Origin of the sequence: Achromobacter seleniivolatilans (assembly GCF_030864005.1) — a bacterium.
GTDB lineage: Bacteria > Pseudomonadota > Gammaproteobacteria > Burkholderiales > Burkholderiaceae_B > Achromobacter > Achromobacter seleniivolatilans.
The window spans coordinates 3,289,318-3,311,101 of record NZ_CP132976.1 but is presented as its reverse complement, the minus strand read 5'-3'; the positions used below and the strand labels follow the sequence as shown (position 1 = coordinate 3,311,101).

16 protein-coding genes are annotated in these 21,784 nt (G+C 62.0%); 8 read left to right on the top strand and 8 right to left on the bottom strand.

Annotated features, from left to right (window positions below; all coding sequences use genetic code 11):
• Positions 1-2: 2 nt before the first annotated feature.
• The 3 genes from RAS12_RS14900 to RAS12_RS14890 form a co-directional block, all read right to left on the bottom strand.
• Positions 3-1,721 carry a hydantoinase/carbamoylase family amidase gene (locus RAS12_RS14900; RefSeq protein WP_306951216.1) on the bottom strand — a complete coding sequence of 573 codons (1,719 nt, stop codon included), beginning with the start codon at positions 1,719-1,721 and terminating at the stop codon, positions 3-5.
• Between the two features lie 11 nt (positions 1,722-1,732).
• A complete protein-coding gene (gene puuE, locus RAS12_RS14895) occupies positions 1,733-2,677 on the bottom strand; it encodes an allantoinase PuuE (RefSeq protein WP_306951214.1) in 945 nt (314 codons plus the stop codon).
• Between the two features lie 207 nt (positions 2,678-2,884).
• Positions 2,885-3,901 carry a 1-aminocyclopropane-1-carboxylate deaminase gene (locus tag RAS12_RS14890; RefSeq protein WP_306951212.1) on the bottom strand — a complete coding sequence of 339 codons (1,017 nt, stop codon included), beginning with the start codon at positions 3,899-3,901 and terminating at the stop codon, positions 2,885-2,887.
• Between the two features lie 194 nt (positions 3,902-4,095).
• Between RAS12_RS14890 and RAS12_RS14885 the strand changes: the two genes are divergently transcribed.
• From RAS12_RS14885 to RAS12_RS14850, 8 genes are all read left to right on the top strand, one after another.
• The gene (locus RAS12_RS14885; protein WP_306951210.1) at positions 4,096-4,566 is read left to right on the top strand and encodes an Lrp/AsnC family transcriptional regulator; all 471 of its coding nucleotides are present in this window, start codon (positions 4,096-4,098) and stop codon (positions 4,564-4,566) included.
• A gap of 328 nt (positions 4,567-4,894) precedes the next feature.
• Complete coding sequence (locus RAS12_RS14880; protein WP_306951209.1) at positions 4,895-7,762, top strand: 2-oxoglutarate dehydrogenase E1 component; 2,868 nt, start codon at positions 4,895-4,897, stop codon at positions 7,760-7,762.
• Positions 7,763-7,864: 102 nt separating this feature from the next.
• A complete protein-coding gene (gene odhB, locus RAS12_RS14875; RefSeq protein WP_306951207.1) occupies positions 7,865-9,097 on the top strand; it encodes a 2-oxoglutarate dehydrogenase complex dihydrolipoyllysine-residue succinyltransferase in 1,233 nt (410 codons plus the stop codon).
• A 132-nt stretch (positions 9,098-9,229) separates the two neighbouring features.
• Entirely contained in the window at positions 9,230-10,657 is a 1,428-nt protein-coding gene (gene lpdA / locus RAS12_RS14870; protein WP_306951205.1) for a dihydrolipoyl dehydrogenase, read from the top strand.
• 74 nt (positions 10,658-10,731) lie between these two features.
• Positions 10,732-11,823 (top strand): cell division protein ZapE, encoded by a 1,092-nt coding sequence (zapE, locus tag RAS12_RS14865; RefSeq protein WP_306951204.1) that lies wholly within the window; start codon positions 10,732-10,734, stop codon positions 11,821-11,823.
• Positions 11,824-11,933: 110 nt separating this feature from the next.
• Positions 11,934-12,467 carry a sigma-70 family RNA polymerase sigma factor gene (locus RAS12_RS14860; protein ID WP_306951202.1) on the top strand — a complete coding sequence of 178 codons (534 nt, stop codon included), beginning with the start codon at positions 11,934-11,936 and terminating at the stop codon, positions 12,465-12,467.
• The gene (locus tag RAS12_RS14855) at positions 12,460-13,419 is read left to right on the top strand and encodes a FecR domain-containing protein (protein ID WP_306951200.1); all 960 of its coding nucleotides are present in this window, start codon (positions 12,460-12,462) and stop codon (positions 13,417-13,419) included. Before RAS12_RS14860 ends, RAS12_RS14855 begins: the two co-directional genes overlap by 8 nt.
• A gap of 107 nt (positions 13,420-13,526) precedes the next feature.
• Positions 13,527-16,016, top strand: coding sequence for a TonB-dependent siderophore receptor (locus RAS12_RS14850; RefSeq protein WP_371321301.1), 2,490 nt, complete (start codon positions 13,527-13,529; stop codon positions 16,014-16,016).
• 90 nt (positions 16,017-16,106) lie between these two features.
• Here RAS12_RS14850 and RAS12_RS14845 read toward each other — a convergent pair whose 3' ends face one another.
• The 5 genes from RAS12_RS14845 to RAS12_RS14825 form a co-directional block, all read right to left on the bottom strand.
• Positions 16,107-17,126, bottom strand: coding sequence for an extracellular solute-binding protein (locus RAS12_RS14845; RefSeq protein ID WP_306951198.1), 1,020 nt, complete (start codon positions 17,124-17,126; stop codon positions 16,107-16,109).
• A 35-nt stretch (positions 17,127-17,161) separates the two neighbouring features.
• Positions 17,162-18,814: an ABC transporter permease gene (locus RAS12_RS14840; RefSeq protein WP_306951196.1), complete on the bottom strand. Its 1,653-nt coding sequence runs from the start codon at positions 18,812-18,814 to the stop codon at positions 17,162-17,164.
• Positions 18,811-19,860: an ABC transporter ATP-binding protein gene (locus tag RAS12_RS14835; RefSeq protein WP_306951194.1), complete on the bottom strand. Its 1,050-nt coding sequence runs from the start codon at positions 19,858-19,860 to the stop codon at positions 18,811-18,813. Before RAS12_RS14835 ends, RAS12_RS14840 begins: the two co-directional genes overlap by 4 nt.
• Positions 19,861-19,945: 85 nt before the next feature.
• Positions 19,946-20,734: an inositol monophosphatase family protein gene (locus RAS12_RS14830; protein ID WP_306951192.1), complete on the bottom strand. Its 789-nt coding sequence runs from the start codon at positions 20,732-20,734 to the stop codon at positions 19,946-19,948.
• A 21-nt stretch (positions 20,735-20,755) separates the two neighbouring features.
• Positions 20,756-21,688, bottom strand: a complete 933-nt coding sequence (locus RAS12_RS14825) for a 4-hydroxyproline epimerase (RefSeq protein WP_306951191.1) — start codon at positions 21,686-21,688, stop codon at positions 20,756-20,758.
• Positions 21,689-21,784: the final 96 nt, after the last annotated feature.

The window sequence follows — 21,784 nt, the reverse complement described above, 5'->3', positions numbered from 1 at the left end:
GTTCAGTGTGTGCTGTCGTGGGCAAGATCGTCCAGCAGGCGCTGCATGGCAAACGCAGCAAGCTGGATATCGTCGCTGGTGGTGGATTCACGGGGGTTGTGGCTGATGCCGGAATTCTGGCCGCGCACAAAAAGCATGGCTTGCGGCATGACTTCGTGCAGCTTCATGGCGTCGTGGCCTGCGCCGCTGGGCATGCGGTACAGGGGGACTCCAAGCGCGTCGACGGCGCGTTCCCAGCGTAGTTGCCATGCGGGATCGCTCGGCGCGGCGGCGGCGCGCATGGTTTCTTCAAGCGTGTAGCGCAAACCACGGCGCTGGCAGATGGCGGCCAGCTCGGCCAGCACATCGTTGACCAGCGCATCGCGCTGCGGGTCGCTGGGTGCGCGCAGGTCAAGGCTGAAGCGGCATTCGCCGGGCACGACGTTGATGGAACCGTTGGGTACTTCAAGCATGCCTATGGTGCCGACCGAGTCGCCGTCCTGGGCCGCGCGCTGTTCAACATACAGGGCAAGTTCAGCCGTGGCGGTGGCGGCGTCGCGGCGCCGGTTCATCGGCGTGGTGCCGGCATGGCAGGCCATGCCGAAAATCTGCGCCATGTAGCGCACGCTGCCGTTGATGGACGTGACGATGCCCAGCGGCAAACCCATTTCGAACAGGACCGGGCCTTGTTCAATATGCACTTCGATAAATCCCAGATAGCGGGCGGCATCGCGGCGCAACTTGGGGATGTCGTCGATGCACAAGCCGGCATGCTGCATGGCGTCGCGCATGGTGATGCCCTGGGCGTCTTTCTGGTCCAGCCATTCCTGTTTGAAATCGCCGATCAGTGCGCCCGAACCCAGGAAGGTGGCGCGGTAGCGCTGGCCTTCTTCTTCGGCAAAGCCGATCACTTCCAGGTGGTAAGGCAGGCGGCGGCCCTGACGGTGCAGCTCGCGCACGCAGGCCATGGGCACGAAGATGCCCAGCCGGCCGTCGTACTTGCCGCCATTGCGCACCGTGTCGTAATGGCTGCCCGTCATCAGAGTAGGGGCGTCGGCGAGGTCCGCGTGATAGCGGCCGACGACGTTGCCCACCGCATCGATCTCGACCTCGTCAAAGCCGCAGTCGCGCATCCAGTGCGAGATGCGTTGCGCGCAGGCACGATGGGCGTCGGTCAGGTACGTGACGGTAAGCTGGCCTTTTTCTGCGTAGCCGGGGTCGCTGTGGGCACTGAGTTTTTCCTGCCAGTCCCAGATATCGTTGCCTGTAGTCAGGTCAATCGCGAAATCGCCGCCCAGCCGCAGTTCGGCCATTCGGTGAATGTTGCGCAGCGCCTCTTGGTGTTCGACATCCGGCGGGTTGTCCAGACGGCGCGTCAACTCATCGATGATTTGCGCGGGCGTCAGGATCGTGCCGCGCGGGTCGCGTCCGGCCAGGACGAACGGAAAACCGAATTGCGCGCTGTAATCTGCACGCAGATGTTGCAGGCGTTCCAGCTCATCAGGCGTGAAATCGGTTACGTCAGCCAGTTCTGGCTGGGCGCGAATCAGCGCCAGCCGGGTTTCGGTATCGGCAGCATCCACGGCATGCCTCAGTTGGTGCTGCAACTGCGCCAGTGACCGGAAGGGGCGGGCGCGCAGCGCCTTGCGGCCGATCCACGGCGACTGGGCGTACAGACCGTCCAGCATCGCCTCGGCGTCGTCGGGCGTGGCGGCGTTCAGTTGTTCCAGGGTAGAGACCATCGTCGGCGCCCTTAGCAGTTCGAAAGATAGGGATGCGTGGCCTTCCAGTGCCGGGCAATGTCCAGACGGCGGCACACCCACACGCGGTCATGGCTGGCAATGTGATCCAGAAAGCGTTGCAGCGCGGTAATGCGGCCTGGACGCCCGAGCAGCCGGCAGTGCATGCCGATACTGAGCATCTTGGGCGACTCGTCACCTTCAGCGTAGAGCACGTCGAAACTGTCCTTCAGGTATTGAAAGAACGGATCGGCGTGGGAATAGCCCTGGGGCAACGCGAAGCGCATGTCGTTGCAGTCCAGCGTATATGGCACGATCAGTTGCGGCACCACGCTGCCATCGGTCTTTTGCACCTGCATCCAGAACGGCAGGTCGTCGCCGTAATAGTCGCTGTCGTACTCAAAGCCGCCGTCATCGGCCACCAGGCGGCGGGTGCGCGGGCTGTCGCGCCCGGTGTACCAGCCCAGAGGGCGGGTGCCCGTCAACTGCGTGATGGCGTCCATGCCCAGACGCATGTGTTCGCGTTCGGTGGCTTCGTCCACGTTCTGATAGTGGATCCAGCGCCAACCGTGGCACGCGATCTCGTGGCCCAGCTCAACAAATGCGGCGGTCAGGTCGGGATGGCGTTGCAAGGCCATGCCTACGCCAAAGACCGTCAAGGGCAGTTGCCGTTTTTCGAATTCACGCAGAATGCGCCAGACGCCTGCACGCGACCCGTATTCATAAATGCCTTCCATGCTGAGATGGCGGTCGGGGTAGCTGGCGGGGTTGAACATTTCGGACAGGAATTGCTCAGACCCCGCGTCGCCATGCAGCACGCTGTTCTCGCCGCCTTCTTCGTAATTCAGGACGAACTGCACGGCGATGCGGGCGCGGTTCGGCCATTGCGCGTGCGGAGGATTCCGGCCATAGCCGATCAGGTCACGGGGGTAGGCACGGGTGGAATCGTAGGTGGTCATAAAAGGCGGGCAGGGGCCGGATGTGACGAGCGGGCGCCAAATGGCGGACGGGTCATGTTCGGCTAAACCATAGCGGTAAAGCAAGTTCCTGTATACAATTTATGTACATAACTGAGGAAAACGATAATGCCGGCACCCGCAAACACGGACGCCGGCATTCCTTAGCGCAAGTCGCCTGCGGGCCAGCCCATGGCCCCAAAGCCGGCGTCAGCCGTTGCGGTACAAAAAGCTATAGGCGTTGATCGCCGGCACCCCTCCCAGGTGCGCATACAGAACCCGTGAGCCTGCGGGGATTTCGCCGCGGCGGACGATGTCCATCATGCCCTGCATGGATTTTCCTTCGTATACCGGATCGGTCATCATGCCTTCCAGCCGCGCGCAGGTCCGGATGGCGTCATTGGTTTCGGCCGATGGCAGGCCGTAAGCCGGGTAGGCATAACGCGTGTCCAGCACGACGTCGCTGTCCTTGATGCCTTTTTCCAGGCCCACCATATCGGCGGTGCGCCGTGCAATGCGCAGGATCTGCGCGCGAGTCTGGTCTGGCGTGGCAGAGGCATCGATGCCGATGACGCGGTCGGCCCGGCCATCGTCCGCAAATCCCACCACCATGCCTGCCTGCGTGCTGCCCGTGACGGCGCACACGACGATGTAGTCGAATTTGAATCCCAGGTCTGCTTCTTGCCTGCGCACTTCTTCTGCAAAGCCGACATAACCCAGCCCGCCCAGTTCATGGTCGGAGGCGCCAGCAGGAATGGCGTAGGGCTTGCCGCCGCGTTTGCGCACGTCTTCAAGCGCCTCTTCCCAACTGCGCCGGAAACCAATATCGAAACCCTGGTCTACCAGCCGCACGTCGGCGCCCATCAGCCGGCTCATCATGATGTTGCCCACGCGGTCGTAGACGGCGTCGGAATAGTCCACCCAGTTTTCCTGCACCAGCACGCAAGCCAGTCCCAGCTTTGCAGCCACTGCCGCCACCATGCGCGTGTGGTTGGACTGAATGCCGCCGATCGTCACCAGCGTATCGCAGCCTTGTTCCAAAGCCTGCGGAATGAGGTACTCCAGCTTGCGCAGCTTATTGCCGCCGAACGCCAGGCCGCTGTTGCAGTCTTCACGCTTGGCGTAGATCTCGACCTTGCCGCCCAAGTGCGCGGACAGGCGGTCAAGCTTTTCGATAGGGGTGTCGCCGAAGGTCAGGCGATGTCGGGGAAATCGTTGCAGATCCATGCGGGCTCCTGATGGGCTTAGTCCGGTCCGGCCAGAGCGGCGCGGATGGAAAAATCATAGGAATTGCACCGATTCGAGGTCAATTGCGTATTTTTTTGAATAATGGGATTTAAAAGTTCTAAAACTGCCTTTCTTGTATTTATTAATTCGAATATAAAAACCAATACCGAATTAAATTTTTAGGGACGCATGGAATGTCCGACACGTTCAGCCTGGATCGCATCGACCGCCACATCCTGCGTGTCCTGCAAGACGACGCTCAGATCACCAATCTGGACCTGAGCGCTCGCGTGCATCTGAGTCCTGCGGCCTGCCTGCGCCGGGTCGAGAAATTGAAAAGCGAAGGGATCATCAAGAAGACCGTCGCGCTGCTTGAACCGTCCGATGTGGATATGGCCACGCTCGTCATTGTGGGGGTGGTGCTGGACCGCTCCACGCCCGATTCCTTCACGGACTTTGAAGCGGCGGCGCGCGGCATCAGCGGTTGTCTGGAGTGCCACTTGGTGGCAGGAGAATTCGACTACTTTTTGATGTTGCGCATACGCGACCTGGAACGGTTCAACAAGCTGCATGCGGGCGAGATCATCAAGCTGCCCGGCGTACGCCAGATTCGTACTTTTTTTGTGCTGAAAGAGATCCTCTCGACCACCGCATTGCCCGTATGACGATGCGTGCGCGCAACACTCGCATTTGAGGCTTCAAGAATTGCCGCACTGCGGCATTTTCGATTGACGGAAATTGATGGCGCGAAGACGGCGAAATGTCAGTGGTTGGCCGGACATTCCAATGCTGCATGACAGCATTCCGATTAGGCTTTTGCGTCACAGAAACGCAAGAAGACGGCCCTAAACTCAAAGGGTTATACTCTTATCCCATACGGCTTTTAAGGCTTGTACGCGCCTTCTGCCCCTGCTATCCGCTTAACGGGAAGCCCGTGCTGCGGAAGGTTTTCCTGCATCGTGTCGAGTGAAGCACTCGTAAAGGTGAAGCGATATGTCTTCGGAAATAGAATCTCTATCCACGTCTTATCTCTTTGGGGGTAACGCCCCTTATGTTGAGGAGCTTTACGAAGCCTACCTCGACAATCCCGGTTCGGTTCCTGATAACTGGCGCGAATATTTCGACCAGTTGCAGCACGCTCCCGCTACCGACGGCCAGGAATCCACTCGCGACCAGGCCCACGCTCCCATCGTTGAATCGTTTGCGCAACGCGCCAAGGCCAATGCCTTTGTGCAACGCTCGGCCGAACCCGATCTGAGCGTCGCCAGCAAGCAAGTGTCGGTGCAATCGCTGATTGCCGCCTACCGTTCGCTGGGTTCGCGCTGGGCTGATCTGGACCCGCTCAAGCGCCAGGAACGTCCCCCGATTCCCGAACTCGATCCGGCCTTCTATGGCCTGAGCGAAGCCGATCTGGATCAAACCTACTCGGCCACCAACACCTACTTCACGACCGCCAGCACCATGACGCTGCGCGACATCCTGAAGGCGCTGCGCGACACGTATTGCCGCAGCATCGGTGCTGAATTCACGCACATCTCCGACCCCGCCGCCAAGCGCTGGATCCAGGAACGTCTGGAAACCACCCTGGGCGCGCCCGCCTATTCGGTCGAAGAAAAGCGCCACATCCTGCAGCAGCTGACCGAGTCCGAAGGGCTCGAGCGTTTCCTGCACACCAAGTACGTCGGCCAGAAGCGCTTCTCGCTGGAAGGCGGCGAAAGCTTCATCGCCTCGATGGACGAAGTGGTGAACCACGCCGGTGAAAACGGCGTCCAGGAAATCGTGGTCGGCATGGCCCACCGCGGCCGCCTGAACCTGCTCGTGAACATCATGGGCAAGATGCCCGGCGACCTGTTCGCTGAGTTCGAAGGCAAGCACGCTGAAGGCCTGACCGACGGCGACGTGAAGTACCACAACGGCTTCTCCAGCGACCTGGCCACCCGTGGCGGTCCGGTCCACCTGTCGTTGGCGTTCAACCCGTCCCACCTGGAAATCGTCAACCCCGTGGTCGAAGGCAGCGTGCGCGCTCGCCAAGAACGCCGCGGCGATGCCGAAGGCAAGCAAGTGTTGCCGGTGCTGGTGCACGGCGACGCGGCCTTTGCCGGCCAAGGCGTCGTGATGGAAACCCTGAACCTGGCCCAAACGCGCGGCTACGGCACGGGCGGCACGCTGCACATCGTCATCAACAACCAAATCGGTTTCACCACGTCTGATCCGCGCGACTCGCGTTCGACGCTGTATTGCACCGACGTGGTCAAGATGATCGAAGCCCCGGTGTTCCACGTGAATGGCGATGATCCCGAAGCTGTGGTGTTCGTCACCAAGCTGGCTCTGGACTACCGTCTGCAATTCCGTCATGACATCGTCGTGGACATCGTTTGCTTCCGCAAGCTGGGCCACAACGAGCAAGACACCCCGTCGCTGACGCAGCCCCTGATGTACAAGCGCATTGGCCATCACCCCGGCACGCGCAAGCTGTACGCAGACAAGCTGACCACGCAAGGCGTGCTGGCCGAAGGCGAAGCCGATCAACTGGTCAAGGACTACCGTCAACTGATGGAAGACGGCCAGCGCACCATTGAACCGGTGCTGACCGACTACAAGAGCAAGTACGCGATCGACTGGTCGGCGTTCTTGGGCGCCAAGTGGACTGACCAGGCTGACACCGCAGTGCCGCTGGCCGAACTGAAGCGCATTGGTGAGCGCATCACGACGGTTCCGGAAGGCTTCACGGTGCACCCGCTGGTTGCCAAGCTGCTGAATGACCGCCGCACGATGGCCAAGGGCGACCTGAACCTGGATTGGGGCATGGGCGAACACCTTGCCTTCGCAACCCTGGTTTCGTCGGGCTATGCCATCCGTATCACCGGTCAGGATTCGGGCCGTGGCACGTTCACGCACCGCCACGCCGTGCTGCACGACCAGAACCGCGAACGCTGGAACGACGGCACCTACATCCCGCTGCAAAACGTGTCGGAAGGCCAGGCGCCTTTCACCGTGATCGACTCCGTGCTGTCCGAAGAGGCTGTGCTGGCGTTTGAATACGGTTACTCCAGCGCCGAGCCCAACACGCTGACCATCTGGGAAGGCCAGTTCGGCGACTTCGTGAACGGTGCTCAGGTCGTGATCGACCAGTTCATCAGCTCCGGCGAAGCCAAGTGGGGCCGCCAGTCGGGTCTGACCCTGATGCTGCCGCACGGCTACGAAGGCCAAGGCCCCGAGCACTCGTCGGGCCGCATCGAGCGCTTCCTGCAACTGTGCGCCGACAACAACATGCAAGTGGTTCAGCCGACCTCGGCTTCGCAGATCTTCCACGTTCTGCGCCGCCAGATGATCCGCCCGTTCCGCAAGCCGCTGGTGCTGTTCACGCCGAAGTCGCTGCTGCGTAACAAGGACGCGGGTTCGCCCCTGACCGATCTGGCCGGCGGCAGCTTCCGCCCGGTGATCGGCGAGGTCGACGAGGCCATCGACGCCAGCAAGGTCAAGCGCGTGCTGGCTTGCTCGGGCAAGGTGTATTACGACCTGGTCAACGCCCGCCGTGAGCGTGGCGCCGACAACGTCGCCATCGTCCGTGTCGAGCAGCTGTACCCGTTTGCGCACAAGTCGTTCGAAACGGAACTGCGCAAGTACCCGAAGGCAACCGAGGTGATCTGGGTTCAGGACGAACCGCAGAACCAAGGCGCCTGGTTCTACGTTCAGCATCACGTGTACGAGAACATGGTCGAAGGCCAGAAACTGGGCTACTCCGGTCGCGCCGCGTCGGCATCGCCGGCCGTGGGCTACCTGGCCAAGCACCAGGAGCAGCAGAAGGCCCTGATCGAAGCGGCTTTCGCGCCCAAGTTCAAGGTCATGTTGACGAAGTAACCCTTACTTGATGCACGCGCCGCGCGCGGCAAGCGTTTTGGAACCCCGTTTCGAACCTTGCCGCGCCGCGTGACCAGAACACACTCTTACGGAATAAATAAAATGGCTATTACCGACGTCGTCGTCCCCCAACTATCCGAATCCGTCTCCGAAGCGACCCTGCTGACCTGGAAAAAGCAGCCTGGCGCCGCCGTTGAAGCGGACGAAATCCTGATCGAAGTCGAAACCGACAAGGTCGTGCTGGAAGTGCCGGCTCCCGCCTCGGGCGTGCTGGCTGAAATCGTCAAGGGCGATGGCAGCACCGTGACCTCCGGCGAAGTGCTGGCCCGTATCGACACCGCCGCCAAGGCCGCTGCTGCTGCCACCGCGCCTGCCGCTGCCGCCCCGGCCGCTGCCCAAGCTGCCGCCGCTCCGGCTGCCGCTGCACCGGCTTCGTCCGCCGCTGCTGGCGTGGCATCGCCCGCCGCCGCCAAGATCCTGGCCGAGAAGGGCGTTGAAGCCGCTTCCGTGGCCGGTTCGGGCCGTGATGGCCGCGTGACCAAGGGCGACGCTCTGGCCGCCAGCGCCCCGGCTGCCAAGGCTGCTCCTGCCAAGGCCCCGGCTGCTCCGGCCCCGACCACGCTGTCCCTGGACGGCCGTCCGGAACAGCGCGTGCCGATGAGCCGCCTGCGTGCCCGTATCGCCGAACGTCTGCTGCAATCGCAACAAGAAAACGCGATTCTGACCACGTTCAACGAAGTGAACATGCAAGCAGTGATCGAACTGCGCGGCAAGTACAAGGACAAGTTCGAAAAGGAACACGGCATCAAGCTGGGTTTCATGTCGTTCTTCGTCAAGGCCGCTGTGGCCGCACTGAAGAAGTACCCGCTGATCAACGCGTCGATCGACGGCAAGGACATCATCTATCACGGCTACTTCGACATCGGTATCGCTGTCGGCAGCCCGCGTGGCCTGGTGGTGCCGATCCTGCGCAACGCCGACCAGCTGTCCATCGCTGAAATCGAAAAAACCATTGCTGACTTCGGCCGCCGCGCCGCTGACGGCAAGCTGGGCATTGAAGAAATGACCGGCGGCACGTTCTCGATCTCCAACGGTGGCGTGTTCGGTTCGATGCTGTCGACCCCGATCATCAACCCGCCGCAATCGGCCATCCTGGGCGTGCACGCCACCAAGGATCGCGCTGTTGTCGAAAACGGCCAGATCGTGATTCGCCCGATGAACTACCTGGCTCTGTCCTACGACCACCGCATCATCGACGGCCGCGAAGCCGTGCTGGGTCTGGTCGCCATGAAGGATGCCCTGGAAGATCCGCAGCGTCTGTTGCTGGACCTGTAATCTCGACGCCCCGAGCGCGGCGCCGCGCAGGACCTCCGGGTCTGCGGCGCCCCGGCCGGCTTGCAGCCGGCCCCTCGCCACACAGCGCCGGGCGGGGCGTGTTTCACTTCATACCTCATTCGCGAGAACACTATGTCCAAACAATTTGACGTCGTCGTGATCGGCGCCGGCCCTGGCGGCTACATCGCTGCCATCCGCGCTGCGCAACTCGGCATGTCGGTCGCTTGCATCGACGCTTGGCAAAATGGCCAGGGCGGCCCGGCACCCGGCGGCACGTGCACCAACGTCGGTTGCATCCCGTCCAAGGCGCTGCTGCAATCGTCCGAGCACTTTGAACAAGTCAACCACCACTTCGCCGACCATGGCATCGAAGTCAAGGGCGTGAGCCTGAAGCTCGACACGCTGATCGGCCGCAAGAACACGGTGGTCAAGCAGAACAACGACGGCATCCTGTACCTGTTCAAGAAGAACAAGGTCACCTTCTTCCACGGCAAGGGCGCGTTCAGCGGCCAAGTGGAAGGCGGCTGGGCCATCAAGGTCACCGGCACCGCCGAAGAAGACCTGATCGCCAAGCACGTGGTTGTGGCAACCGGTTCGTCGGCGCGTGAACTGCCCGGCCTGCCGTTTGACGAAAAGGTTGTGCTGTCCAACGACGGCGCGCTGAACATCGGCGCCGTGCCGAAGTCGCTGGGCGTGATTGGCGCTGGCGTGATCGGCCTGGAAATGGGCAGCGTGTGGCGCCGCCTGGGTTCTGAAGTCACCATCCTGGAAGCGATGCCGGAATTCCTGGCCGCCGCTGACGGTCAAGTGGCCAAGGAAGCCTTGAAGGCGTTCACCAAGCAAGGCCTGAACATCCAGATGGGTGTGAAGATCGGCGAGATCAAGGCTACCGCCAAGTCGGTGACTGTGCCTTACGTTGACGCCAAGGGCGCCGAGCAGAAGTTGGTGGTGGACAAGCTGATCGTCTCGATCGGCCGCGTGCCCTACACCGGCGGCCTGAACGCCGACGCCGTGGGCCTGAAGCTGGACGAACGCGGCTTTGTGGCCGTCGACGGCGACTGCAAGACCAACCTGCCGAACGTCTGGGCAGTGGGCGATGTGGTGCGTGGTCCGATGCTGGCGCACAAGGCCGAGGAAGAAGGCGTGGCGGTTGCCGAACGCATCTCCGGCCAACATGGTCACGTCAACTTTGACACCGTGCCGTGGGTGATCTACACGTCGCCGGAAATCGCTTGGGTCGGCAAGACCGAACAGCAACTCAAGGCCGAAGGCCGCGAGTACAAGGCTGGCAGCTTCCCGTTCCTGGCCAATGGCCGCGCGCGTGCTCTGGGTGACACCACTGGTTTCGCCAAGGTGATCGCCGATGCCAAGACCGACGAAGTCCTGGGCGTGCACATTGTGGGCCCGATGGCCTCGGAGCTGATCTCGGAAGCCGTGACCATCATGGAATTCCGTGGTGCAGCCGAAGACATCGCACGCATCTGCCACGCTCACCCGACCCTGTCGGAAGCCGTGAAGGAAGCCGCTCTGGCCGTGGACAAGCGCGCGCTGAATTTCTAAGCCGCGCTTGCGCTGAAGCTTGACCAGGGGCGGGTGTAAAAACTCGCCCTTATCATTTTGGTTGATCACCTGACATGAACGTCCGCGAATACTACGAACATGCCCTGGCCGAGCGCGGCTATGCGCCTGATGCCGCCCAGAAATTGGCGATCGACCGCTTGCAGCGCTATTACGACGAGTGGGTCAAGTTCAAGTCGATGCGCTCGAACGCGCTGAAGAAATTGCTGAACCGGCCCGACGTGCCGCGCGGCGTGTATTTGTGGGGCGGTGTGGGCCGCGGCAAGAGCTTCCTGATGGATGCTTTCTATGCCACCGTGCCTGTCGTGCGCAAGACGCGTCTGCACTTTCATGAATTCATGCGCGGCGTGCATCGCGAGCTGGAAGAAGTGAGGGGCATGCAGGACCCGCTGGACGAAGTCGCCAAGCGTGTGGCCAAGCGCTACCGTCTGATCTGCTTCGATGAATTCCACGTGTCTGATGTGGCCGACGCGATGATCCTGCACCGGCTGCTGATGAAGCTGTTTGAATATGGCACATCGTTCGTAATGACGTCCAACTACGAGCCCTCCACGCTGTACACCGACGGTCTGCACCGCGACCGCGTGCTGCCCGCCATCGCGCTGATCCAGGCGCGCATGGATGTGATGAACGTAGATGCCGGCGTGGACTATCGCCGCCGTTCGCTGGAGCAGGTGCAGTGCTTCCACACGCCCTTGGACGAACATGCGCAACAGGCCCTGCAAAAGGCCTTCGACAGCCTGGCCGATACGCCGCCGCAAGAGCCCTTGCTGCATATCGAACATCGTGAAATCCGTGCGCTCGCGCTGGCGGGATCAGTGGTGTGGTTTGACTTCGCTACACTCTGTGGCGGCCCGCGTTCCCAGAATGACTATCTGGAATTGGCCAGCCGCTTCCATGCCGTGATTCTTTCCGGCGTGCCGAAAATGGGCCCGCGCCAGGCGTCCGAGGCCCGCCGTTTCACTTGGCTGATTGACGTGTTCTACGATCACCGCGTGAAGCTCATCATGTCTGCCGAATGCGAGCCAGAAGAGATCTACACGGAAGGCGCGTTGGCTAACGAATTCCACCGCACGGTGTCGCGCATTCTTGAAATGCAGTCACGTGAATACCTGGAATCGGAACGCCGGCTGACCGTAACGTTGTAGTAATGCCGCAACTGCCCCCCTTATGCGGGGGCAGTGCGTATAAGATTGGTAATGCAAGTCATTATCAATTAACCTTTTGAGACTTCAGGTCAAGCACCGCAGTCTCAATCGTGTCCTCCCCCTTGCTCTCCGCCGCCGCACCCTGCACTGACGCCTCGCTTGCGCCGGTGGATGGTTTGTATCGCGATCATCGTCCCTGGTTGTTTGGGTGGCTGCGACGCAAACTCGGTTGCGAACATCGTGCGGAAGACCTGGCGCAAGACGTCTTCGTGCGTGTGATTCAGGGCCGCAAGTCCGTGCGTGTGAATGAGGCCCGGGCGCTGCTGACCACGATCGCCAAAGGTCTGGTCGTGGACCATCAGCGTCATGCGGCGCTGGAATACGCCTATCTGGCCTATTTGGCCGCCATGCCGGAAACGTACGCGCCTTCACCGGAGACGCAAGCCGAGCAACTGCAGGCGCTGATGCAGCTGGATCGTTTGCTGGATGGCCTGCCGCCCAAGGCGCGTTCGGCCTTCCTGCTGTCGCAGCTGGATGGTCTGACCTATCCCGAAATTGCCGAACGTCTTGGCGTCTCTTTAAGTTCCGTTCAACAGTACATGGTGCGCGCGATGTCTGCGTGCTATGCGGCGTTCTATGAATAACGCCGCGAAAGGCATGCCGCCGGACCCGGTTGTGCGTCAGGCAATCGCCTGGTGGGCCAAGCTGCAATCCGGCTTGGCGGACGCGCACGACCGGGAATCCTGTAATGCCTGGCTTGCGCAAGACGCCGCGCACCGGCAGGCCTGGGAGCGTCTGCATACGATCGGCCGCGACGCCCGCAGGGTGCCTGCGGCGCTTGCGCATGCAGCGCTGAACGCGCCCGCGTCTCGCAGCCGCCGTAGCGCGCTGCTTGGCCTGTTGGCGGTGACAGGCGCTGGCCTGAGCGGATGGGCGGGTTACCGGCATACCCCATGGCAGCGACTCGTCGCGGATCTGAGCACTGGCGTGGGCGAGCGGCGCACGGTGACGTTGGCCGATGGCCTGAATATCACTTTGAACAGCGACAGCGCGGTGCGTTTGCATCTGGACGGCAACACACGCGGCATCGATTTGCTTCGCGGTGAAATGCTGGTGCAGACCGAGCCGCGCCCCGACATTGCGGCGTTGCGTGTCGATACCGGCTATGGAGAATTACGCGCCGAACGCGCGCGATTCGACTTGCGGCGCACAGACACGGGTTCGCGTGTGGGCGTCTATGAAGGCAGTGTGGCCCTGCTGCGCAACGGCGAGTTGACACATGCTGCCGCCGGCGAGCGCGTGGCATTTGCAGACCAGGGCGCCGTCCGCCGCAATGCCTCCGATCCGGACCGCCTGGCCTGGGTGGATGGCATGGTCGTGGCGAAGGATTGGCGCCTGGATTATTTCGCCGAGTATCTGGCCCGCCAGCGAGTCGGTGTGATTCGCGTTGATCCGAACGTGGCCGAGCTGCGATTGTCGGGCGTCTTTCCTCTGGACGACGCCGAGCGCGCGCTAAAGGCGTTGGAGCCAGCGTTGCCCATCGTCGTGACGCGCCATACGCAGTATTGGCTACAGGTCGGGCCACGCGAGGCGTGACCGTTACAACTTTTTTTGCCCGACGCATTGCAGGTTTTTGATTCCCGTACGGAAAGGCAGAGATAGATCACCGTACAGGGAGAGTTTTTGTGTCTGCTTCATCTCATATGCGCTTGCGCGCTTCACTGACCGCGGGCCGCATGGCCGTGCTGGCCGTCACATGCGCGGGCGCGTTCGCTGCGGGCATGCCCGCAGCCTGGGCACAATCCGCGCCTGCCGCCGTCAATGCGCAGCGCAGCTACCAGATTCCCGCAGGCCAGTTGGCGGATGCCTTGACGCAGTTCGCGCGCAGCGCTGGGGTGATTCTGTCATTTGATCCCGCGCTGGTGCGCGGCCGCCGTTCCGAAGGTTTGAACGGCGCGTATTCCGTTGGCGCCGGTTTCGCCCAGCTTCTGTCTGGCAGTGGCCTGCAAGCGCGCGCACAATCAGGCAACACCTGGACACTGGTGGCAGCGCCCGCATCGTCGGGCGACACCCATGTGCTGGCACCCGTGACCGTGTCCGGCGCCTCCGACAGCGCGCTGGCGCCCACGGTGGGTTATGTGGCGACTGCGAGCGTCAGCGCCACCAAAACGGATACTCCCCTGATTGAGACGCCGCAGTCGGTGTCCGTCATCACGCGTGAGCAGATCAAGGAGCAGGGCGCGCAAACGCTGAACCAGGTGTTGCGCTACACGGCTGGCGTGGCCACTGAATCGCGCGGTGCGACGGCGACACGTCTTGACCAATTCAGCGTGCGCGGATTCTCGGCATCGTCTTACCTGGACGGCCTGCGGGTATTTGGCGGACGTGACGCGTTGCCGCAAGTGGATGCCTACCGTCTGGAACGCGTGGATGTATTGAAGGGGCCGGCCTCCGTCATGTACGGCCAGGGCGGCCCGGGCGGCGTGGTCAATCAGGTCAGCAAGCGGCCATTGGAAGAAACGCTGCGTGAAGTGGAAGTGCAAGTGGGCAATTACGACTATCGCCGCGCCAATTTCGACTTTGGCGGACCAGTCGATGACGAGGGCAAGTACCTGTACCGCCTGGTGGGCTCGGGTTATATGTCCGATGGCCAGGTAGTGGATACGAAGGAACGCCGCTATTTTGTTTCGCCGGCCTTCACGTGGAAACCCAATGGCGATACGTCGCTGACCGTGTTGACCAACTTCCAGCGTGATCCCGACATGGGTTCCTATGGCAGCGTGTCGTCGATGCGTACGCTGTTGTCGGCGCCGGACGGTATCCGTCTGCCATCGAACTACTACGATGGCGACGCCAATTTCGAGAAGAGCGACCGCAAGAGTTATTCGCTGGGTTATGTGCTGGACCACCGCTTCAATGACACGATCAAGGCCACGCAAAGTCTGCGCTGGACGCGATCCGAGGCGCAATACCGCAGCATCTACGGCGCGATGACCAACAATTACGGCTACACCGACAAGACGTATCTGTATCAACAACGCGCGTCGATCGCGACGGATGTGGATGTGGGGGCGCTGACCATCGACAACAACTTGCAGGCGCGATTCAACACGGGCAGCTTCGGTCATACCGTGCTGCTGGGCTTTGACTACCAGCACGTCAAGACCGATACGCTGTCGGGTTTTGGAACCGCCCCTTCGTTATATGTGTTGAATCCGAACAATCATCAGAACATCCCGACGCCAGCGTTCTCGACGGATGCGACGTCCAGGCAGTATCAGTCCGGCCTGTACTTCCAGGATCAGATCAAGATTGATCGCCTGTCGGTGTTGCTGGGCGGACGCTACGATTGGTCGCGCACGGTTGGCGAAACCACCACCATCGCCAACGGGCGCAAGGCGCCGTCCTCTCTGAATGCCGAGGCGTTCACGGGCCGCTTGGGCGTGATCTACAACTTCGACAATGGCGTGGCGCCTTACTTCAGCTATTCGGAGTCGTTCGAGCCGCAGTCGGGTACTGGGTGGAATAACGCGCCATTCAAGCCGATCGAAGGGAATCAGTACGAGGTCGGTATCAAGTACCAGCCGCCGGGAAGCGCGACGATGCTGTCCGTTGCCGCGTATGACATCCGCCGCGAAAACATGACAACCACCGATCCGGACCCGACGCATATTTGCGGCACGGCTGGCGGCCGATGCTCGATTCAGGCGGGCGAGTTGCGCACGCAGGGGATCGAACTTGAAGCCAAGACCGAGCCCTTGCGCGGTCTGACGCTGGTGGCGGCATATTCGCTGATGAATAACGAATACTCCAAGGCTAATCCCAGCCTGACCGGGCTGAACCTGAAGGGCAAGACGCCGGTGGGCGTGCCTTCGCAACAGGCATCGGCTTGGGCACGCTACCAGCTGCAAGACGGTCCGCTGGCGGGCATGGGCGTGGGCGGTGGCGTGCGGTACATCGGGTCGTCTTATGTGAATGACGTCAACACGATGAAGGTGCCGTCGGTCACGCTGTTCGACCTGATGCTGGACTATGACCTGGGCCGCGTGTCGCCGTCGTTGAAGGGTATGCAAGTGGCGTTGAACGTGCAGAACCTGTTCGACAAGGAATACATCGCCTCTTGCTCGGGCGATTCGTGGTGCTGGTATGGCTACGAGCGTTCCGTGAAGGCCAGCTTGCGTTATCGCTGGTAAACCTCTGGCAAGCGTGTAACCAAGCGGCCCAGGGGTGATCCATGGGCCGCTTTGTTTTGCGCGGCGCTTGCAGCGTTGAATCCCGGGGGATTAGCTGCTGCGTGCCGCAGCCACGTGTGCGCGCCAGCGCGTCAGGAACGCATCGCGGTCGCTTGCGGCCTCGGTCTCATCGACCGGTACGATCTTGATGTCGGCCAGCGGCGGCATGTCCAAATGCTTGCTGACGTCGATGTCGTTGCGGCTGGGGCGGCGATACGCATTCTGAAGCAGCGCCAACTGCATGCCGCGCGACAGCAGCAGGTCGTACATGCGCCGGGCGGCGTCTTTGTTTGGCGCATTTTTCACCAGTGCCATATTGTCGGCCACGGTGAAGGTGCCGTCCTGCGGGTACATGATTCCAATCTCTTTCTGGCCGCCCGCCACATAGGGGTAGGCGGTGGATTCGAACGTGATGCCGACCGCGTATTCACCCTGGCCAACGCTGCGCACGACATGCGACGCCGAGCTGGACACAACAATGTTTTGCGCCAAGGCCTTCAGGCCGTCTGCGCCAAGCACGCGTTCGATTCCCCACAGAGCCGTGAAGGCGGTGGAGCTGTTGCCGGGATCACCGATGATGACTTTGCCTTTGAAGCGGCGGTCGGTCAGGTCGGCCCACGTGGCGGGCGCGGCGCCGGGCAGGTGCCGGGCATTGACCATTGCGACAACGATGTGGAGGTTGGCGGCCATCCAGAGATCGTCGGGGCCGTGCAACGCAGCGGGAATCGCGGCGGCTTCGGGCGAGCGGTAGGCTTCAAACAGGGTACGGTAGCCGTGCATCACGTTGGCGCTGGACGTCCAGAACACGTCGCCGCGAGGTTGGGCGGCTTCGGCTTCAATACGCTTGAGCAATTGGCTGCTGCCTCCGACCACCGCGCTGGGTTTGATATGGGGCAGCGCCTGACGAGCGACGTCGTTGGCGGTTTCAACGGATTGTGAATTCAGCGTCGTATACAGCACGACCTGTTCGGTGCGCTGCGCCAGCGCAACGGCTGGCAGCGCGCTGATGCTGCCGCTGGCGGCCAGCAGTTGGAGTATCCGGCGGCGATGGAGCGATGGGAGTTCAAGCATGGTGATTCCTTTGCGCTAGGGGTGAAAAAATGGGCTCAGGCAAAGAGCCGAATATTGAAGATCCGGGTCGCCAGCAATACCGGCGCCAGGATGACGGTGATCAGCACCAAACCATAAGCGGATGCCTGGGCCATCAATCCGCTGTCGATCAGCCGGAAGATCTGGATGGGCAGCGTCTCGTGTCCCGGTGAATACACGATGACGGAGGCGCTCAGTTCTGAAACCGTGGTGGTCCAGGTAAGTACTGCCGCGGCAATGATGGCTGGCGCCATCAATGGCAGCACCACTTTCACAAAGGATCGCAGCGGCGGTACGCCCAGGCTGATCGAGGCCTCTTCAATGGAGTCGGGCAGATTGAATAGCGTGGACGAAGCGTTGCGCACCCCAAAGGGCAGGCGCCGCACGATGTAGGCCAGCACGATCAGCGACGCAGTGCCCGAAAGATCGAAGGCGCCACGGCCGAAGGTCATGAGCAAGCCGATGCCAATGACAGTGCCCGACAGCGCCAGCGGGATCGAGCTAAGGTAGTCCAGCCAGGGCGTCAGCAGGTTGCGTTTCTTGACAATTAGATAGCTGGCCAAGGTGCTGAATGCAATGGCGATCAGTGTCGCGGCGCCCGCATACAGGATGGAATTGAACACCGGCCCGGGCGCATTGATCAGCACACGTTCCAGGTGGCTGGTCGTCCAATCGCCCCAGCGCATTACCGGCCCGTGCGCCCGTGTGAACGCGCCCACCGCCAAGGTGCCCAGCGGCAGCATCGACAGCACCATGACGACGGTTGCCGCGCCGGCCATCGCCAGCCCCCGCGGGCCACGGATGGCTGTTTCAGGAGCACTGCGTCCCTGTGTGATTTCATAGCGCCCGCGCGAGACAATCCAGCGCTGGACGAAAAGGGCCAGCATCACCAGAGCAATCGATGTGGTCGCCAGTGTGCTTTGCATGACAGGATCGCTACCGGTTTCGGACACCGAGGCCTGGTAGGTCAGCACCGACAGCAATTCGACACGGTGGCCCAGGATCATCGACGTGGCGAAGTTGCCGACCACCATCGTGAACACAAGCAAGGCGCTGGCCAGGATGGCGGGCATGACCACCGGCGCCATGACCTTGAGGCGCGAAATCGGGGGAGACGTGCCCAGGCTTTGGGCCGCTTCTTCGAGCTGCGAATCAAAGCCGCGTATGGCCGCCAGCGTGCCGATGTAGATGTATGCGTAATAGGTAAACGTCATGACGGTCAGCAGCCCAGGCCAGCCGTAGAACGATGGCGGGTCCATACCTAAGCCATCCCGTAACGCCCGCGTGAGTACCCCGTTGTTGCCCAGAATCATCAGCCAGGTTTGCGCGCCGATTACTTCAGGAATGATCAGCGTGATCAGCGGCAGAATGGCGACAAACCCTTTGCCCCGATAGTGATGGCGTGCTGTCAGATAGGCCAGGGGAACGCCGATGCTGGATGCCAGCAGCGTGACGCCCGCTCCCAGCAAAAGGGTGTTGCCGATGGCGCGCAGGTAGCGCGGGTCGGACATCAGGATGTGCCAGCCAGACTGGCCGTCTTCATTGCGGCTGAGTACGCTGGCGGACAGGATGTTGAGTACCGGCCAGACCAGAAATACCAGCAGCACGGCAAGCACCGTCACGGACAGCCATGTCCACGGAGATCGAAGTATTGCGATGAGCCGTTTCATGATGCGAGTACCAGCGTTTTTCGGGGATCGAACACCAGGTTGACTGGCATGCCGCAGTGCAGGGATGCGGCGGAGTCGCCATGCACGTCCACGTTCATCAGACGGCCGCTGGGAAGTTCGACGCCGTAGTTCATCTTGATGCCCAGATACTGTTGCGTCAGGATGCGCGCGGGCACACCCGACCCCGGCTCGGCGGACAGCTGAATGTCTTCAGGCCGCGCAACCAGGACTGCGGCGCCAGCCAGCGGCGCGGGCGCGTGAGCGCCGACGGCATGGCCGTCCACGTCCAGCTGTACCCGGCCCGGCGCCTGAGCGACGCACTGCACGGGCAACAGGTTGGCCGCGCCAACAAAGTCGGCCACATATCCGCTGGTGGGTTCGGCGTAGATGTCGCGCGGCGTGCCCAGCTGGGCGACGCGGCCCCGTTCCATCACCGCGATCTGGTCGGATAAGGCCAGCGCTTCTTCCTGGTCATGCGTGACGAAGACCGTGGTGATACCGGCCTCGCGTTGCAGTTCGGAAATGGTCTGACGGACCTGGATGCGCAGCTTGGCATCCAGATTGGACAGCGGTTCATCCATCAGCAGCACTTGGGGCTGAATGACCAGCGCACGCGCCAGGGCGACGCGCTGGCGTTGTCCGCCCGAAAGCTCGGCAGGCAGCCGCGACGCATATTGTGCGAGGCCCACGCGTTCCAGTGCGCGCTGCACTCTTTGCCCGATCGCGGCTTTGTCCACTTTGCGGGCGCGCAGGCCATAGGCGGCATTCTCGAACACGCTGCGGTTGGGAAACAGCGCATAGTCTTGAAACACCATGCCGATATTGCGCTGGTGGGCCGGTAAGCGGGTGACGTCCTGGCCTCCGAACAGCAGGCGGCCGGACTCGACGGCGATGAACCCGGCAATGGTGCGCAGCAATGTGGTTTTGCCGCAGCCGCTGGGACCCAGCAACGTGAAGAAGCTGCCAGGAGGAATCTCCAGGCTCAACCCGTCAATGACGCGTTGATTGGCATACGAGATGCGTAAATTTTCAATGCGAATATCCATGGCAGGACGCTCCTAGCCCAAGAGGAAACACATCAGTACAGCGAGATGGGGAAAGAGCCGCAGGCTGCGGCCCCGGGTGGCGAGGTCAGCCCACGGCGTGACGCACAAGGTCAAGCGCTTCGCGATGGCGGTCGGCGTCGCCAGCGGCTAGCACGCGTGAGCTGTTGTTATCGAGACTGAGTGCGCGGCCGTCCCAATCGGTAATGATGCCGCCCGCGCCCTGTATGACAGGGATGAAGGGGGCGTAGTCGTACAAGGCCAGACGTGCGTCGATTGCCACGTCCGTGCGGCCGGAGGCCAGTAAGCCATAGGCCAGGCAGCAGCCGCCATAGATGCGCCAACGCGTACGTTCGCGCAGCGCCTGGAAGGCGGGTAGTTCGGCAGCCGCGTAAAAGTCCGGGTTGCTGGTGGTGAGCATGGCATCGCCCAGATGGCCACACGAGCGGGTGTGGCATACCTGACCCTGATGCAGGGTGGGGCGGCCGGTGGCGCCGACCCACCTTTCGCCCGTGGCGGGAAAATCCATGACGCCGATGACGGGCACGCCACGATGCAGCAGCGCGATCAGGGTGCCGAACACCGGTACGCCCGCAAGAAAGGGAGCCGTGCCGTCGATGGGGTCCAGCACCCAGACAAATTCAGCGTCCAGTCTGACGTGGCCTTCTTCTTCGCCATAGATGCCGTGGCTGGGATAGGCGTGTTCGATTCGCGCCCGCAAGTGCGCTTCGATGGCGTGATCGAGCGCCGTGACGAGGCTGCGGTCCGCTTTGACGTCGGCGCGCGGGGCCGTGCCTAAATGCGGGGCAAACAGCTGGCGAGCTTCTTGGGCCAGCAGTTCGGCAAAGACGATGTAATCACTCAATTTGTCCGTCATGACAGACTCCCGTGGGTGGAACTACAGCCGGATGCCCCAGCCGAATGGATCATCAGGTTGAATCAGCAGTGTGGATTCAGCGCAAACGTGAGCCCGCCCGCGGATGGTTGGCAAAATCTGGCCTTCGGTTTGGGTGTAGCTGGCTTCGAACACGCTACCAATCACGCTGGCCTGGCGCCATATCTGCCCCGGGGCCAGTTTGCCGTCGGCAGCAAGGCAGGCCAGCTTGGCGCTGGTGCCCGTGCCGCAAGGCGAGCGGTCATACGCTTTACCGGGGCACAGCACAAAATTCCGGCTGTCGGCTTCAGGATCTGGGCCGAACAGCTCAATGTGGTCGATCTCGGCTCCGTCCGCCCCCGTGATGCCGGCTGCATGCAAGGCTTGACGGATGGCCCAGGCGTAGGCCGTCAGCGCATCCAGGTTGTCGGCCGCTATGCGTTGCGAGGGTTCGCCGACCAGGAAGAACCAATTGCCGCCCCAGGCCACATCGCCGACGACGTCCCCATGACCTGGCACGTGGAGCCGCAGGGCGTGGTGCAGCCGGTACGCCGGCACATTGCGCACGCTGACCGAGCCGTCGCCGTGCAGGATGGCGCGTATGGTCCCAACGGGGGTTTCAATACCAAATTCGCCTGCCTCGATGCGCTTCATGTAAGCCAGCGTAGCGACAAGCCCGATCGTGCCGTGACCGCACATGCCCAAATAGCCTGCGTTGTTGAAGAAAATGACGCCGGCTACATTGGCTGAGTCTTGCGGTTCGCAGAGCAAGGCGCCCACCAAAACGTCGCTGCCTCGGGGTTCCAGTACGGCCGCCGCGCGCCAGGAGTCATGCTGGCTGGCCAACCGTTGTTGCTGTTCGGCGATGGTGCCCGGGCCCAGGTCGGGAAAGCCCGAAATGATGAGCCGGGTGGGTTCGCCGCCGGTGTGAGAGTCGATGACACGGATCTGCTTCATTGACGCGCCTTATGTACGGGGTGTGGGAGGCCAGTATCGCCACTGTCTGGGGGATTCAGACATTGGCGGCAGTGGCGTCGCGGTAGTCAACCGCGA